The sequence below is a fragment of the Vulcanisaeta sp. genome, from assembly GCF_049966235.1.
Lineage (GTDB): Archaea > Thermoproteota > Thermoprotei > Thermoproteales > Thermocladiaceae > Vulcanisaeta > Vulcanisaeta moutnovskia.
In genome coordinates this window covers 1-15,534 of sequence record NZ_JBMFVA010000002.1, presented here as the reverse complement: position 1 = coordinate 15,534, position 15,534 = coordinate 1, and the positions used below count along the sequence as shown (strand labels likewise).

Annotated in this window: 15 protein-coding genes and 2 pseudogenes; 5 read left to right on the top strand and 12 right to left on the bottom strand. The window is 42.4% G+C overall.

What is annotated here, in order from left to right; translation table 11 throughout:
* Window positions 1–831: a 16S rRNA (adenine(1518)-N(6)/adenine(1519)-N(6))-dimethyltransferase RsmA gene (gene rsmA, locus ACP5L5_RS01780; RefSeq protein ID WP_428761196.1), complete on the bottom strand. Its 831-nt coding sequence runs from the start codon at window positions 829–831 to the stop codon at window positions 1–3.
* A 65-nt stretch (window positions 832–896) separates the two neighbouring features.
* Between rsmA and ACP5L5_RS01775 the strand changes: the two genes are divergently transcribed.
* Window positions 897–1,502, top strand: coding sequence for an HD domain-containing protein (locus ACP5L5_RS01775; protein WP_428761194.1), 606 nt, complete (start codon window positions 897–899; stop codon window positions 1,500–1,502).
* Here the strand turns inward: ACP5L5_RS01775 and pyrH are convergent.
* Genes pyrH through ACP5L5_RS01760 form a run of 3 tightly spaced genes read right to left on the bottom strand, consistent with a single transcriptional unit; the run spans window position 1,449 to window position 2,908 of the window.
* Complete coding sequence (gene pyrH / locus ACP5L5_RS01770; protein WP_428761193.1) at window positions 1,449–2,126, bottom strand: UMP kinase; 678 nt, start codon at window positions 2,124–2,126, stop codon at window positions 1,449–1,451. The genes ACP5L5_RS01775 and pyrH overlap by 54 nt on opposite strands.
* Before the next feature lie 27 nt (window positions 2,127–2,153).
* Window positions 2,154–2,672, bottom strand: a complete 519-nt coding sequence (locus tag ACP5L5_RS01765) for a hypothetical protein (protein WP_428761191.1) — start codon at window positions 2,670–2,672, stop codon at window positions 2,154–2,156.
* Between the two features lie 53 nt (window positions 2,673–2,725).
* On the bottom strand, window positions 2,726–2,908 hold the full coding sequence (locus ACP5L5_RS01760; RefSeq protein WP_428761190.1) for a chromatin protein Cren7: 183 nt from the start codon (window positions 2,906–2,908) through the stop codon (window positions 2,726–2,728).
* A gap of 405 nt (window positions 2,909–3,313) precedes the next feature.
* On the opposite strand from ACP5L5_RS01760, the gene ACP5L5_RS01755 reads away from it, so the two are divergent.
* The gene (locus tag ACP5L5_RS01755; RefSeq protein ID WP_428761188.1) at window positions 3,314–4,315 is read left to right on the top strand and encodes an NAD(P)H-dependent amine dehydrogenase family protein; all 1,002 of its coding nucleotides are present in this window, start codon (window positions 3,314–3,316) and stop codon (window positions 4,313–4,315) included.
* Window positions 4,316–4,454: 139 nt separating this feature from the next.
* Here the strand turns inward: ACP5L5_RS01755 and ACP5L5_RS01750 are convergent, their stop codons facing one another.
* From ACP5L5_RS01750 to ACP5L5_RS01735, 4 genes are all read right to left on the bottom strand, one after another.
* Window positions 4,455–5,360 carry a DUF1616 domain-containing protein gene (locus ACP5L5_RS01750; RefSeq protein WP_428761186.1) on the bottom strand — a complete coding sequence of 302 codons (906 nt, stop codon included), beginning with the start codon at window positions 5,358–5,360 and terminating at the stop codon, window positions 4,455–4,457.
* A 50-nt stretch (window positions 5,361–5,410) separates the two neighbouring features.
* The gene (locus tag ACP5L5_RS01745) at window positions 5,411–7,162 is read right to left on the bottom strand and encodes a right-handed parallel beta-helix repeat-containing protein (protein WP_428761184.1); all 1,752 of its coding nucleotides are present in this window, start codon (window positions 7,160–7,162) and stop codon (window positions 5,411–5,413) included.
* A gap of 83 nt (window positions 7,163–7,245) precedes the next feature.
* Complete coding sequence (fdhF, locus tag ACP5L5_RS01740; protein ID WP_428761182.1) at window positions 7,246–9,942, bottom strand: formate dehydrogenase subunit alpha; 2,697 nt, start codon at window positions 9,940–9,942, stop codon at window positions 7,246–7,248.
* Window positions 9,942–11,492 carry an NADH-ubiquinone oxidoreductase-F iron-sulfur binding region domain-containing protein gene (locus ACP5L5_RS01735; protein WP_428761180.1) on the bottom strand — a complete coding sequence of 517 codons (1,551 nt, stop codon included), beginning with the start codon at window positions 11,490–11,492 and terminating at the stop codon, window positions 9,942–9,944. Before ACP5L5_RS01735 ends, fdhF begins: the two co-directional genes overlap by 1 nt.
* Before the next feature lie 94 nt (window positions 11,493–11,586).
* On the opposite strand from ACP5L5_RS01735, the gene ACP5L5_RS01730 reads away from it, so the two are divergent.
* Window positions 11,587–11,949, top strand: coding sequence for a hypothetical protein (locus ACP5L5_RS01730; protein ID WP_428761178.1), 363 nt, complete (start codon window positions 11,587–11,589; stop codon window positions 11,947–11,949).
* A 1-nt stretch (window position 11,950) separates the two neighbouring features.
* Here ACP5L5_RS01730 and ACP5L5_RS01725 read toward each other — a convergent pair.
* Both ACP5L5_RS01725 and ACP5L5_RS01720 read right to left on the bottom strand, forming a co-directional pair.
* Window positions 11,951–12,340: pseudogene (locus tag ACP5L5_RS01725) on the bottom strand (type II toxin-antitoxin system VapC family toxin).
* 79 nt (window positions 12,341–12,419) lie between these two features.
* A complete protein-coding gene (locus ACP5L5_RS01720) occupies window positions 12,420–12,617 on the bottom strand; it encodes an AbrB/MazE/SpoVT family DNA-binding domain-containing protein (RefSeq protein WP_428761176.1) in 198 nt (65 codons plus the stop codon).
* Between the two features lie 113 nt (window positions 12,618–12,730).
* On the opposite strand from ACP5L5_RS01720, the gene gatD reads away from it, so the two are divergent.
* Window positions 12,731–14,080: a Glu-tRNA(Gln) amidotransferase subunit GatD gene (gene gatD / locus ACP5L5_RS01715; protein WP_428761174.1), complete on the top strand. Its 1,350-nt coding sequence runs from the start codon at window positions 12,731–12,733 to the stop codon at window positions 14,078–14,080.
* A 46-nt stretch (window positions 14,081–14,126) separates the two neighbouring features.
* On the opposite strand, the gene sfsA is transcribed toward gatD, so the two are convergent.
* Together sfsA and ACP5L5_RS01705 are read right to left on the bottom strand one after the other, a co-directional pair.
* Entirely contained in the window at window positions 14,127–14,822 is a 696-nt protein-coding gene (sfsA, locus tag ACP5L5_RS01710) for a DNA/RNA nuclease SfsA (RefSeq protein ID WP_428761504.1), read from the bottom strand.
* 67 nt (window positions 14,823–14,889) lie between these two features.
* Complete coding sequence (locus tag ACP5L5_RS01705; protein ID WP_428761172.1) at window positions 14,890–15,042, bottom strand: hypothetical protein; 153 nt, start codon at window positions 15,040–15,042, stop codon at window positions 14,890–14,892.
* Between the two features lie 77 nt (window positions 15,043–15,119).
* Between ACP5L5_RS01705 and ACP5L5_RS01700 the strand changes: the two are divergent.
* Window positions 15,120–15,534, top strand: a pseudogene (locus tag ACP5L5_RS01700) (hypothetical protein); the annotation flags it as partial.

Sequence of the window (15,534 nt, the reverse complement as noted above, 5' to 3'; positions counted from 1 at the left end):
TTAATCACCACCATCACCGCCTATGAACGGTTTTAAGTATTCTGTTATTTTAACTAGTTCATCAATTCCCAATTGCCTAACCCGTGCATTCACATTAATATTAGCCTTCATCAGGGCATTTACCGCATCAGAGCCAAGGTATTTATTAAGCACCCACCTAAGGACCCTATTCCTATGCCTAAAGAGTACGTTGGTCACTGATTCGAGAGCCTTCATATCGCCATAACAAGGCTCCTTCTTGGTCATCATCACTAATGATGAGTAAATCCCAGGGCTTGGATAGAAGGAGTCAGGTGGATACGTGTTTAGGATACTCACGAAGTAATTACACTGGGTAATTATACTTAACCTACCATAATCATCACCACCAGGTTTACTAATGAGCCTATTAGCTACCTCCCTCTGTACTGTTAATAAAGCCCTTGGAATTCCCTCCCTAATTATTCTTATTATTAATGGTGATGTTATTGAGTACGGTACATTGGAAACAACAACATCGACTTGGGGCCATGGTATTTCCAAGGCATCGCCCTGAATTATAGATATATTATTTAATTGGTTCAAAATGCGTTCAGCTATTCTTATGAGTCTTCCATCGATTTCAACAGTAATTACTTGTGACGCTACCTTAGCTAGATAATAAGTTAATATTCCGATCCCAGTACCAATCTCGAGCATGTTTGAACCTAACGGCACATGATTAATAATATCCCTTATAACCACTGGATCAACAACAAAGTGCTGACTCAGTCTCTTTCTCAACCTTAATCTATACTTCATAATTAAGCTCAACAGGTCCTCTTTACTAACTGTCTCAAGGTCAGGAAGCATTACTCAGTACTCCCTGAAAAGTCAATACTAATAAGCTTTTAAACAGGTTCTCGTTTTTAGTCGAAGTGTCCTCGTTAATAAATGCAGTCTCAATCGTGGATACAATACTTAACACACCAAGGATTGGTTGGATACAACGTGGAATCCCGCAAGTCATTGCTGAAAGCGTTGGTGATCACGTACTGCTTACGAGTTATATCACATTAATTATATGTAATGAGGTTAAGAGAATTAATGATACCATTGACGTGAGCAAGTGCGTTTCTATGGCCCTTATTCATGACGCGCACGAGGCATTGGCAGGTAATGTGGGTAATAATGTGAGGTTATTAATTAATGAATGGAGGGATTTAGAGACTAGGTTATTTGATGAGCTTGGGTTTCCCGAGGAATTACGTAATTACTTTAGGGAGTATAGGTATGGATTGAGCGTTGAGGGTAGGATTGTGAATCTTGCCGATAAACTAGCAACATTTATTAGGGCATGCATTTACGCCAAGACTGGTTATGACACGAGAGAATTAATTATTAATTACAGGGAATTAGTGGAAAAGTTATTGAATGAATTCACAGATAATATTGGGCAAGTCATTAATAACATCGTTAACCCTATTCTTTCATGGTGTGATGACCGTACCGTCACTAGTACCCTCAGTAATGAGTCTCCTTAATGAGCTTAACTTACCGCAACCAATCACGTAGATCGTAATACCGCTCCTCTGGGCTATGCTTAATGCCCATGGGTCGAGTAAGTCGTAAGTACCTGCCACCGTCCTTGACCTAAGCATAGCCATTAACTCACTAATGCTCACTTTATCGAGTTTCCTGGCGTTGGAGTCAACCCTCGGATCGCTCGTATAGACGGCATCGATGTTTGCGCAATCAATTAGTCTCTTAATACCTAAGAATTCACTGATGAGTAGTGCTACCGTGGCCGTTGATTGACCTGGTTGGAAGCCACCCGTGATTACTAACCTACCTGTTGACCACGCCCTAAAGACCTCATCAAGGTTCGTGGGTATCGGTAGGTAGGCAATATCACTGAGTGCGGCAGCTATTAACTGGGCATTTAACCTGCTGGCTGATATACCGAGCATGTCTAATAATGATTCGTTTATGTTCATCTTTCTGCCAAGCTCTATGTACCTACGTGCGAGAGAACCACCCCCAGTCACTATTGCCATCCTATAACCGTTCTTCCATAATTCGCGAATTAAATCCACGTATTTAGGTAATAAATCCTCACTGTCAAATAAGTGTCCACTTAGTTTTAATGTGAATGATTCCCGAATCATTCATTGATTTCATTGTGCAATGCTTTCTTAAACTTTCCTAACCAAGTCACTTATAGCCTTAGTAATGCCATTAGAGACGTAAATTGGCAAGTCATTAAGACCTAGGTTGGGCATTGCATTATCGCATACGTACTGCAACTTCTCAAGGTTTTTTGCCAGGAATTCCTTAATTTCATCATAATGATCAGCGCCTATTAATGGTTGCATGTAGGAATCAATCGAGCAATCATTATCATACCACTCCTTAAAGAACTTAGCTGACGCCACTAATTTATTAAATGCATCAACAGTGATCTCCTCATTATTAATCACAATTATTACCTGTGTATTAAGAAATTTTTTAACTATCTTAACCTTAACAAACCCTAAATCACAAGGTCTCTTTGATTTAATGCATTGAGTAATATCCTCACCAATGCTTAGTATGTTCATTAGATCCCTATTTCTCTCATACTCACGCTTACACCTACAAATTTGTTGAATAACCTTAACAAAGCGTGATCTATACTCCTCAGTTAAAGCCTTAATGGCATCATAACTATGCATTTTAGGTTTAAATCACGGGTTTATTTTAAAGATATCCTTATTAATTGAATGAATTATTCAGCCTTACCAATAGCCTTCCTAACTACCTTACCGCCAGGACACTTAAACAACCCAATTATTACGCCTCTCCTACCCTTTGGCGCCAGCATCCAGACCTTAACTGGTTTGAGCTTCATTGTTTGACCATCGCACTCGACTTCATACTCCTTTTCCATGTAACTTGATAGCTCTGCCATTGTACTTTAGTAATTATTCTATCCTTAATAAATAATCATAACCGTAAATAATGCATTAACTAATATTTATAATGCTCTTTCTACGCGGGTAATTACAATAAGGAGTATAGGCAGTGTATTATAGTTTAATGGTAATAATTCTATTTTTTTACGGCAATTAACGCCAACTTCATTATTGAGCAAACAGGTAAGGTATTAAGGACTATGAATATAAAGCAACATTTAGGTAATGGGATTAATATTATTGAAAAGACTTTTAAGGCGGATCACGTTATGTGGTTCAGTGCTGATTAAGGGATGAGGGGTTCCAAGCGCTGATTAAGGGATGAATTAATGAGTTAAGTAATATGTTTTATTGTACGTGATGATAATAATTATAAATCCGTGAGGTTAATGTAATAATTGATGGTGATTAAGACCACGATTTATGGTGTGGGTCCTATTGGTCAGTTAATAGCTAGGGTTGCGGTTGAGAGGGGCTTTGAGATTGTGGGTGCGGTGGATATTGATCCTCAGAAGGTTGGTAAGGATCTTGGTGAGGTAATAGGCTTGGGTAAGACCCTGGGTGTTAAAGTGGAGAGTGATGCCGATAAGGTACTTAGGGATGCAAAGCCTGATGTTGTTCTTCACTCAACGGGTAGTTTCTTTGATAGGGTGTATCCGCAAATAATGAAGGCCGTTAAGGCCGATGCAGACGTAGTATCTACATGTGAAACTCTATCATGGCCCTGGTATAGGTATCCAGACCTAGCAGAGCTTGTTGATAATTACGCGAAAAATCACGGTGTAACCATACTGGGCGCCGGTGTTAATCCAGGTTTTGTATTCGATGCGTTACCAGCCGTGCTTTCAGTAACGTTAACAAGGCTTGATAAGATCACCGTAATTAGGTCATTGGACGCCTCAAAGAGGAGGTATTCCTTCCAGAAGAAGATTGGTCTTGGAATGACTCCAAGCCAGTTCAATGAGGCGTTAAGTAGGGGTGAGATAACGGCTCACGTTGGTTTCGCAGAATCAGTGCATCTTTTAGCCGACATAATTGGCCTTAAACTGGATAGGGTTGAGGAGGGTCAGGAGGCTTTAATTGCCGAGAGGCATTATGAGACGCAGTACTTCAAAATGGAACCTGGGCAGATTAAGGGAGTGGTTGGTCATGGAAGTGGTTTCATTAGTGGTAGGGAGGTTATAAGAGTTGAGTTGAGGGCTTGTGCAGGTTGTGAGGATTTTGAGGAGGTTAGGCTTGAGGGCGAACCATCGATTACCTGGAGAAGCACTGGTACGGCAGGTGATCCGGCTACGGCTGCGGTAATAATTAACCTAGCACCCAGGGTATTAAGTGCGAGACCTGGGTTAATAACACTCAAGGACCTAATAAACTACTCATATTCCGTGTTGACTTCAAGGTAATTTAATGGACCAACATGCTAAGTTGTTTTGCATTGCACTTAATATTCAGTGAGCCGTTATCTCACCCCCTACTTGGCATGCCTATGTAAAATACTGATACTGCGTACTATTTAAATCCTTAATAAACATGGAAGTCTTATTAAGGGAATGATTGGCTCGTAGTATTAAGTGTTAGATAAACGTAAGTGTTTAGGTACCTTAGTTCTAGATTGTTTGGGTCATACATCCATAATGTTGCAAATACCCTGTAACTCCCTGTCCTATTAATACTTAGAGTTACTCCCTGCACCCAACTCTCATTATTGAGGAGTATTCTTTGCAGTGTTATTATTGGTGTAGTGTTTAATGGAGGTTCTATGAGGCTCGTGTTCGTAACATAGACATAAACAACAAACCAAATGGGTCTTCCCATACCATTATATACATATATACTTACGTTGATCGGTTCACCAGAGTAAACAATGCTTGGGTATTGCATTATTGTGCCATTAGGCCCAAGGAACGCTATGGCGGCGTACGGCTCAATGGCATACCTATTTATTGCCGGGTAAAAGGAAAAGAACACTAGAAATACCACGATTATGGCGGCTATTACCGCAAGCACCTCCTCACTGAACAGTAGTGTGGTTGGTTTACCACTACCCTTAACAACCTTATAATGACCTCTTAACCTAAGCATCAACTTACCAATAATCTTCTCCCTCATTAGGTATAGTACGACAAATATGGATATAATGACGGCAGAAATAATGCCAGGTAGCGCCATGTATAATACATTTACGTACAGGGAAGCCCTTAAGGAGCTTACATCCTTAATAACCCTAGCAGCAACAAGCTCCGCACCCGTATAATTACCCCTCTCCATAAGCATTATGGCCTCATTTAATAAAGCAACATCCCTCGTAACGTTAACCCCATTAGCACCTAGGTAGGAGATATCCTTATAAGCCGTAAGTAATACGCTTTGTTGAGCAACTAAATAATAACTCATGGTTAGTAGGATAATGGAGATTGCAATTACTAATATTACCAATGTAGTTTTCATATGCTCACCATCAAGACGAACTTATTAATATTTAATAAATACTTACCCTATTAGTAATTCGGAACCCATACCCAGTTTGGTGGTTGTACATAATTTATTGTTATAGAGTCCCCTGGATTCAAAATAACATACTCACCATTGAGTGATTGCGGCGTTGTTGATTGAAATATAACGTATTGTTGACCAGCCTTTGTAACAGTTATTTGAGTTACTGAGCCTCCATACATGAAAACCATGACAGAGACAGGGTACGTATTTACAATGGAAGACTCACTACTTGGTATTGCTGGTGTTATCACGGTCGGTGTATAACCTGCGTTAGATTTAGTTATTATCTGCGTAACATTGGTGTACATGACGGGTGTTGTGGTATTCATAAAGTAGTTATTTATTAACTCAACGTAATTACAATTATTTATACTTAGGCATACGTTATAGCCAGATACCTCATTACCCCTAATGATTACATAACCTGAATTTGCCGTATCAATACCATTAACCGAGGATGCGGCATTACCATATGTAAACGAGTTATTTACGAGTTCAACACTATCAACGCCACTTATTACGTAGGAGTATGAGTTAGGTGTTGTGTTGGCATCCTTGAATTGCGTTGCCATTATCACAATCTTAGCCCCACTACCCAGCGTTGATGATATACTCAGGGTCTCCGATGATCCACCAGTAACACTACTGCCTACTATGGTTAGTTCTGCACCGTTACTCAGTGACACATTTATGGCGTTCTTCATGGAGCCCCTTACACTCACACCACTAATTATGAACGATGTATTGCCTATGTTTGCATTGATACCGTAATTACCAGTGATACTTACGAACTCAACTACGCTATTTACCAATGAGACATTGGAGTTTTGGTTATTAATTCCGCTAGTGTTATCCCTAATGAGCGAGCCATTAATCGTAACATTACTTGAGTTACTTATTTCAATTCCATAATTAGCATTACCCACAACCTCCGAATTTACCAAGAAGACATCCTTCGAACCACCAATATAAACTCCATCATATGCATTATCATCACTTATTGAATCCATAATTACCACATTACTCGAATTAATAACCCCGATACCACCACCATTTAAAGCACTGACATTAAAAACCCAAATCGAGTCCCCATTAATTAATAGATTATATGTATCATTACCGTAATTATTGTTTTGTGAATTACCGTCAATTGCGATGTTCGTGATAATTATGTTAGAACCACCTATCTGCACAAGACCACCGGAACTACTGGATGAAACAACACCATTACCCACGGTAATCACCGTACCCTCCTCACCCTCAACAACTAAAGGACTTGGAGACCCGCTACTGGTTGTATTACTAATCGTTATACATGGAAAGGAATTACATGTATACACACCGCTCTTAATCAAGATCCTACCACCCTTACCGCCTAATTGATTAATAGCGTAGGAAATCACCGAGCCTGGATCACTGGATTGATAAATTGTTTGGCCGCTCGAATCCATGACGTAGTAATTCCCATTGCTAGTAAAGACAATGTAATCGAAACCCTGAGGAATGCTCTGTGCTGGACATGGGGGACAGTTACACGAGACACCGCTAATTGGTGTGCTAGTCGGTGTCGTTATATTAGTTGTCGTGGTGGTGGCATTGGCAGGGGTTTGCGGGCATTTAGGGCATGGTGGGCATCGTATTGTCTTCACACCAAGTTCGTAACCAACCAAGCCTGCGCCAACAGCGACAGCACCCGCTAAGGCAGCTTCTAAAAGCCTACGTCTAGACTTACTAACATTATTATTAGAACTCATTTAACTTTATCGTTAATGCGTATTTTAAAACTTTACTTAAATATTTCTAATTACATAATTACTTTGGTCATTTTATTGCATCATCACGTTCTCACAAGCTTCTCAATACGAACCCTGGTGTCCTTATACGCGGGCGTCTTAGTTATTGGGTTAAGTACTGCCGGTACTAACGCATTGGCCCAAAGCTCTGGGTAATGGAACGTCGTGAATAAAACACCCTTGGGAACCCTACTCGAGACCCTAATCCTAACTACCAACTCATTAATTGGCGATACTAATTTCACAGTTTCGCCATCCTCCAAGCCCTCCCTTGCGGCATCCTCTGGATTTATCTCGACGACTGGTCCTCTCCACATTACCTTGAGGATAGGCGATTTAGAGGTCATCGTGGCCGTATGGTACTGCGCCCTCTCTCTACCGATAACTAGTACATATGGGTAAAGACTCTCCGTAATAACGTCAATTTCCCTCCAACTAACAACCCTGAACTTAGCCCTGCCTCTCGGAAAACCATTGGCATAGAGTATTGGCGTGCCGGGACTCTTTTCATTAGGTGCAGGCCATTGAATCCCACCTTCACGCTCAATCCTCTCATGACTCAAACCACCAAATATAGGGGCTACTCTCGAAATTTCCTTCATAATATCACTACTATTCCTGAAGCTCATATCATAGCCAAGTCTCCTAGCCAACTCTGTGAAGACCCACCAATCGGGCTTAGCCTCGTCTGGTGGATTAACAACCTTCCTCGTTAATTGCAGTCTCCTCTCCGTATTCGTGAATGTGCCGTAATCCTCAAGAGCCGCAGAGACAGCCGGTAGTACCACATCGGCATACTCGGCAGTCTCAGTCATGAATATGTCCTGGACGACCAGGAACTCCGACTTACTCAACGCCTCGGCAACAGCCTTACTGTCTGGGTGAGATCTAATACTATTCTCACCAACTATGTAGAGCATCTTAATCAAGCCTCTCCTAGCCATATCAATCATCTCAGTACTCCTAAAACCAATAAAGGATGGTAACTTACACCTCCAAACCTCCTCAAAGCGTCTCCTAACCTCCGAATCCATCAAAGGTTGATAACCAGGCAACCTACCTGGTGCACAACCAACATCAGCCCCTCCCTGAACATTATTTTGCCCCCTAAGTGGCATTAAACCTGCACCTGGTTTACCAACGTTGCCAGTTAGTAATGCCAGGTTTATCAGTGCTGATACGTTTTCTGTACCATTCTCATGCTCCGTGATGCCAAGGGTCCACATAATCATTGATGGCTTCTCAAGCGCATAAAGCCTAGCAACCTCCTTAATAACGTCCTTAGGTACTCCGGTTACTTCCTCGGCAAAATCCAGAGTAAATGCATCAAGGCTCCTTACCCAATCCTCAAAGCCCTCGGTGTACCTACTAATGAATTCTTTATCGTACCAGCCCATGTCAATTATGTACTTAGCCATTGCTGAGAATAGTACGACATCCGTACCAGGCCTAATGAGAAGTTCATACTCAGCGTACCTGGCCAACTCAGTGTGTATTGGGTTAACGATTATTAAGTGAGCACCCTGCTTAGCAGCCCTCTTGACGTAGGCCGCTATGACTGGGTGTGTTTCATTCATGTTGGAGCCAACTACAATTATAGTCCTTGAGTTTAATACATCCCTTATGGGGTTGGTCGCCGCGCCGTAACCCAGTTGCGTGGCTAATGACCATGCTGACGGTTCATGGCATAACGTGGCTGATTGATCGATGCTGTCAGTACCGATGGCGCATCTCATGAACTTCTGAAATGCGTAAATACTCTCGTTAGTGCTTCTATCACTCATTATACCTCCAATGGCGGCTGGTCCATACTTGTCAAGGATCTCCCTAATCTTACTGGCTATTATGTCTAGGACCTCCTCCCACGTGGCCTCTCTAAATACCTCGTGAATGGGCCTACCATTTAGCGGGCCTTTGGGAATTCCAGTTCTCCTAATCAATGGTTTTGTAAGTCTCTCAGGACTATTAACATAGTGATACCCAAACTTACCCTTAATACAGAGCTTGCCCTCATTTGCAGGCCCGTAAGCGCCCCTAGCCCAAATAACTTTGTCGTCCTTAATTCCATACTCGACTTGACACCCAGTGCCGCAGTATGGACATGTGGTCTCAACAACCTTATCAGCAGGTACCCAATCCCTTTCCATTAATGCCCCGGTTGGGCATGCATCAATACATGCGCCACAACTTACACAGCTTGATACGCCCATTGGAACATCAAGATCAAAACCAACCCTAGTATCCAAACCTCTGCCTATGACTGTAATGGTATCATTACTCTGATCAATACTGCAGGCAATTACACACTTCCTGCACATTACGCAAGCCGATGGGTTAAATACTATTGCTGGGTGTGTGTCATCGATCTTGATGTCTGGTATTATCGGCGCTGGTTCAAGGCCGTACTTAATGGCGTAATCACATATTCTACACCTCATTTGCTCCTCCTTACTCCTGTGGGTATGATTCTTCAGTAAGAGCCTTAGTAAGGTTTTCCTAGCCTCAGTAGCTCTTATGCTCTCGGTCTCGATCTTCATACCCTCAGACACCTTGGTTATGCATGAAGGCATTAACCTACCATTAACCTCAACAACACATATCCTGCAAGAACCATTTGCAAATCCCTCGTAGTAACATAGCGTTGGTATCTCAATGCCGTACCTCCTCGCCAGATTAAGTATTGTCTCACCATTAGCGGCTTCAACCTCTCTGCCATTTAGGACTACCTTAACCATACCCATCACCTGAAGTGAACACCAGCCCTGCAAACACCCTTAACGTGTTCCTCAAATTCATCCCTAAACTGACTAAGTGCGTCAAGGAGCACCTTACCAGCTGACATGCCTAGGCCACATAATGAAGTATCCATCATGGTCTTCGCCACCGACTCAGCCCACTTAAGGTCCTCCTCATTCGCCTTACCATTACTAATTCTCTCGAGAATACTAACCAACTCCCTAGTACCCAACCTACATGGCTCGCACCTACCGCATGATTCATGTGCAAAGAACCTCTCAACCTCGAGCATAACATCCACAATACACCTACTGTTAGATAGGGCAATGATCACGCCAGGGCCCAGGAAAACACCTAGTTTTCTTGCTTCTTCGGGTGTAAGTCTCACCTTAATTCTCGAGGAGTGGATTAGGCCTGAGGAGACACCACCAACAAAGACCGCCTTAACGTTTTCCTCCTTAGCACTTGCCTTCACTAATAATTCATTGAGGCCTATTGTCAGTTTCTCCCTGTAAAGTCCTGGCCTATCAACATCGCCAGTGACGCAGAAGTACTTTTCTATCGTTATTTCCTTACCCTCATAATAATTACTGAGGAGTATGGGTATCGCTGCAGCGACCTCCACGTTAATCACAGCGGTGGGCTTACCGAACAAACCAGCCTCGGTGGGATCGGGAGGCCTTAAACGTGGCTCACCCCTGCCCCCTTCAATTGAATTTATTAACGCTGTTTCCTCACCAACAATGTATGGAGAACCAATAAGTGAAACAGTAATTGGAGGTAACTTACTAAGTAAGTCTCTGTTGGTTAGGAACGTCCTTAATTCATCAAGTGCCCTCTCAATTACAGCCTTAGCATTTCTAAACCTCTCATTAACCGCGATTATAACCTCATCAACATTCAATGCAAGTGACAGCAGTAACGCGCCCTCCAGTAGTTGATGAGTGTTTCTCTCCATTATCAATCTATCCTTAAAACCACCTGGTTCTCCCTCATGCCCATTAACAATTAAGTACTTAGGTCTATCGGCATTACTTGCCAAGGCCTTAAGCCTGGTCAGGGCACCACCACCGAGTAAGCCAACCTTAACGAGTAATTCAAGAATGAGGAACTTATTACCTTCATTGAGAAACTTCTCGAAGTACCTATAACCACTCCTCGCTATGTACTTATCGAGAGGTTCGTATTGAGACTGAACATAATCACTCCTTGACTCCCCAACCTCCTTAAAATCACCGTTAACAAACGTGTAATACCTATCACCCATCCTAACCACAGGTCCCTTATCGCAATAGCCAAGGCAATACGTTACGGAGTACTTAATACCGCGTCTCTCCAATTCTCTAGTGACTTCTCTGGCTCCCTTCAATATGCAGGGAAGGCCCATGCACACTTGAACCTCTGAGTAATCATGGAAGTAGAATGTGGATAGCATCTTAACCGTTGATAAGGGTAGGTTATGCTTCTCGGCAATTTTCCTAAGCTCATCATCTGACGTAATCCTCCTTTCAATTATCTCCTTACTCGTCTCACGCAGTCTTGCCCTATAATCCATGTTGAGAAAACCTTGCAAAACTTTAAAGGTATTTCGGGGACCGTAATGTGTAGTGGGTTATTAGGCTTAGTTATTTTGAGTATTTGGGTGTTAAATGCTGCTTTCATATATTATTAATGATATGGTTAGGATCATCAGAATCAATAGTTACTCAGATCTTGATAAAGTACTCACTGATTTAGGACCTGGCGAGTGCGCATTATTACTTACTAAGCAGGTTGATGATTCATTAAGGCATGTAGATGGAATCACCACGGTATTACTGAGGAGTATTAGGGATAAGACCGAGGTTGATTACCTACTTGCCGCGGGTAGTAAGGTACTCTGCATATCCATGGATGGTTTTGGCTTACTCAGTGAGTATGCGCTCTCGAGGCTTAAGTATGTAATAATAACCCGCCAACCCACAGAATCAGACACCAAGCTCTTCAGGATACTACTAAACATAACTCAATAATTTACTCATTATCAAGCCATACCCTCTTCACCGTATTTACCCTATCAAAGTCCCTATCCTCACTTACAATTACGTTAACTCCATTATTTAGCATCACTGCTACATGAATGGCGTCGGACGGCTTCAACACACCTATGTACTTCTCAGCAGTTTCGTACTACTTTAAACCAATGTTAAGAACCTTCACGTAGGGTAATACCACGTCATCAAGGAATTTGATGGTATCTTCATACTTAATACCGTACTTCTTCCTCGAAATATGAATAACCTCATCGAGCACCAAAACGTCAGTGTATAACCTATCTCTCCTCATAAGGAGGCCCTTAAAGAATTTGATTACGTTTTCCTCACCTACATTCAGGTATATAAGTACGTTAGCATCTAAAAACATCATTCGATCTCACTCAAACTCATCTTCCAGGCTTAATCCACTGAGCTCACCGAGTTTCGGCTTAACACGTATATAATTTTTAATAGCTTCTAAATGTTCTTTGATTTTTATCAAATTCTTCAATATCCATGCTCGATACCGACTTAATTATTATCTCACCATTCTCAGCCTTAATTATTAGTTCATCACCATCCCTAATACCTAGAGTCTCCCTAATGGCCTTTGGCAATGTGATACGGCCCCTCCTTACCTTAACTCGATACTCGAACTTACCCATAGTTTATTTTTCAAAATCTTTAGGTTTAAAGATTTACTTAACTATTTCTATTAAATCATTATCGTAATAATCTAAGTTAACGCTTATATCTAAGGTATTCACGCTCTTATTCCGTGCTGAGCGAAGTAATAAGTAAGTGGGGCGTTAAGGTATTCGATACGGTCCGCATATACCTCAGGGATGGCACGACATTAGACGGCGTAGTACTGCCCAGGCCTGGTGTTGGGGATCCTAGTGTAGTGATTTTGAAGCTTGATAATGGCTATAACGTGGGTATTCATGTTAATAATATCGAGAAGATAGAGGTTTTGAGTCATGTTGAATCAAAAAGCGCAGTATCCATACCGATTGGTCAGTTCGTTAGGGCAGAATCCACAGGGCTTCCCAGGGTTAGGCTCGTGGCTACTGGCGGTACGATAATGTCCAAGGTTGATTACAGGACTGGTGCAGTATACCCGAGCTTTAGTATTGAGGATCTATACGCAATGTACCCGGAGGTTAAGGGCATAGCCGATATTGAGCTCCTCAATTTAATGGCAATATTTAGTGAGGATATGACGCCAAGGAAGTGGGCCGAGATTGCTGAGTCGGCTTATAAGGCGTTTCTCGACGGTGTTTCCGGTGTCGTTGTGCTCCATGGCACGGACACTATGCATTACACGGCTGCCGCACTCTCCTTCGCAATAAGGAATCCTCCAGGTCCAATAGCGCTCGTTGGTTCTCAGAGGAGTAGTGATAGGCCGTCTAGTGATGCCTTTGAGAACATGCTGGCCGCCGTACTTGTTGGTGCCAGGGCACCCTTCGCTGGTTCCTACATTGTAATGCATGCATCCACAAATGATGGTTTAATAGCCGTTCATAGAGGGACTAGGGTTAGGAAGATGCATACGTCTAGGAGGGATACGTTTATTAGCATTAATGATAAACCCGTGGCTTACGTGGACATTAATAAACTCGAGATAGTGCTAAACACGAATAATTATACGACTCGATCTAAGGTAGAGGATACAGTGTTAATGAATAAATTTGATGAGAAGACAACATTGATTAAGTTCTACCCAGGTATGGACCCAGAAATACTGCACTTTCTAATTGATAGGGGGTATCACGGCATTGTAATTGAGGGTACGGGCTTTGGTCACGTTAGGGAGGAATTACTTGATCCAATAAAAAGAGCCATTGACAGTGGCATACCTGTGGTTATCACAAGCCAGACAATATTTGGAAGAGTGAATTTAAACGTCTATAGGAGGGGTGTGGAGTTACTGAGACTTGGCGTAATACCTGCCGAGGATACGCTTCCCGAGGTCGCTTTCGTTAAGTTATCCTGGGTATTAGGCCAGACCAGGGATATGAGTGAGGTGAGGAGATTAATGCTGATGCCAATAGCCGGTGAATTAAATCTGAGGAGTGATATTAGCACATACATAATAAGGCCTGAGCTACCTAAAGTGAGCTTGTGAAGTTTTGATGAGTATTTTTTCGGTTAATAACAAAATCCCTCCTAACTTAATCCGTTTTAATATCGAGTTGACCTATTGGGATTATTACCCAATCCCTCGTAAGCACTAGCTTATAGGCTAATACCTTAACTCCATGGTTAATGGCGTATTTAAGGGCTTCTGTAAACCTAGGATCAAGCGCTATATTAGGCATGAAGAGTTTCGCCCTAGACCTAAAAATCAGGAAGAGTACGTGCGCCTCATAACCAAGCTCCACGGCCTTAGCCAACTCAAGCATATGCCTTGCGCCACGCATTGTCGGTGCATCCGGGAACTTAGCAATTCCATTCTCCTCAAGAGTCACACCCTTAACCTCAACAAGTGCATAATCACTGCTTGGTGACTTAAGCAGTAGATCAAACCTACCACTACCGAAGTGAGGCTCCCTTCTAACAACCTCATAGCCATTCAAAACATAACCATTACTAATTAACCATGCTGCGATTTCATTATGTATCGCGGAGTTCACGAGTACGAGTTCATCACCAAGATCAACTGCAGTTAAGTAAAACCTGGTCTTACCCGTGAATTTTGAGTATGCGAAGAACCTAACGCCAGGCCTTAGGAGCTCCGTTAGCCTGCCAGGGTCATGAATATGAATTAGCTCTTCCTCACCGTTAATAATACCGACACCAACGAACCTATTCAACCTCCTAGTAAAAATACCTTCAACATTTGGCTTCTTAATTGTGAATCCAATCATCATGGTTATAACCCATCTCTGGCTTAAATCCATGACTCCTTATATGACGTACTTAAAACCTCGCCCTTTAGGGTGGGGTTGCGCAGTCCTCTAGTATTAGTAGGCATACCTTCTTTCCCTTGAGTTTCTTCAGTGTCTCCACGTTTCCCACGTATATGTATACGTAGTCATTACCCTTAACCCTCCTAAGCACTATCGTCCCAGTAGTCAGCGCGGGCATGAAAAGTTAGTACAAACTTTATTAATAAAGTTATTGCTAAAGGAAGGTTTAAATTTCAGTAGCTAAACATTGAATTAATGCCCACTGTGGGGTTTAGGTTCAGGGCTTATGGAGATGTTGGGGCCGTGAAGGCCCAGTTGGAGGTGGCGAGGGAGTTGTACAACACCCTGCGGTGGGCAGATGTATTCTTCTATAATATCTATGGTATTAGGCTTTCCAGGAATGAGCTTAGGGAGTTGGCTCTGCAGTTGAGGAGGCAGGATCCTGATTTTCAACAATTGTACAGTCAAGTTGCCCAAAACATTGCGGATAGGCTCTATGAGGCTAAGGAGAGGTTTTTGAGGGGCTTGAGCAAGAGGTACCCTAGGGAGAAGAGGCCTGGCAGGTACTACTCACTGACGTACCCGCAGAGTGGTTGGAAGGTATTATCCACTCGTAGCATTAGAAAAGGGAGGAAGAGGCTGATGCTGTTGAGGTTAAGTAACCTAGGGG

Bases quoted from the DNA above. Each gene is read 5' to 3' on its own strand.
- rsmA (WP_428761196.1), bottom strand. From the start codon at position 831: ATGCTTCCTGACCTTGAGACAGTTAGTAAAGAGGACCTGTTGAGCTTA.
- pyrH (WP_428761193.1), bottom strand. From the start codon at position 2,126: ATGATTCGGGAATCATTCACATTAAAACTAAGTGGACACTTATTTGAC.
- ACP5L5_RS01765 (WP_428761191.1), bottom strand. From the start codon at position 2,672: ATGCATAGTTATGATGCCATTAAGGCTTTAACTGAGGAGTATAGATCA.
- ACP5L5_RS01760 (WP_428761190.1), bottom strand. From the start codon at position 2,908: ATGGCAGAGCTATCAAGTTACATGGAAAAGGAGTATGAAGTCGAGTGC.
- ACP5L5_RS01755 (WP_428761188.1), top strand. From the start codon at position 3,314: ATGGTGATTAAGACCACGATTTATGGTGTGGGTCCTATTGGTCAGTTA.
- ACP5L5_RS01750 (WP_428761186.1), bottom strand. From the start codon at position 5,360: ATGAAAACTACATTGGTAATATTAGTAATTGCAATCTCCATTATCCTA.
- ACP5L5_RS01745 (WP_428761184.1), bottom strand. From the start codon at position 7,162: ATGAGTTCTAATAATAATGTTAGTAAGTCTAGACGTAGGCTTTTAGAA.
- fdhF (WP_428761182.1), bottom strand. From the start codon at position 9,942: ATGGGTATGGTTAAGGTAGTCCTAAATGGCAGAGAGGTTGAAGCCGCT.
- ACP5L5_RS01735 (WP_428761180.1), bottom strand. From the start codon at position 11,492: ATGGATTATAGGGCAAGACTGCGTGAGACGAGTAAGGAGATAATTGAA.
- ACP5L5_RS01730 (WP_428761178.1), top strand. From the start codon at position 11,587: ATGCTGCTTTCATATATTATTAATGATATGGTTAGGATCATCAGAATC.
- ACP5L5_RS01720 (WP_428761176.1), bottom strand. From the start codon at position 12,617: ATGGGTAAGTTCGAGTATCGAGTTAAGGTAAGGAGGGGCCGTATCACA.
- sfsA (WP_428761504.1), bottom strand. From the start codon at position 14,822: ATGATTGGATTCACAATTAAGAAGCCAAATGTTGAAGGTATTTTTACT.
- ACP5L5_RS01705 (WP_428761172.1), bottom strand. From the start codon at position 15,042: ATGCCCGCGCTGACTACTGGGACGATAGTGCTTAGGAGGGTTAAGGGT.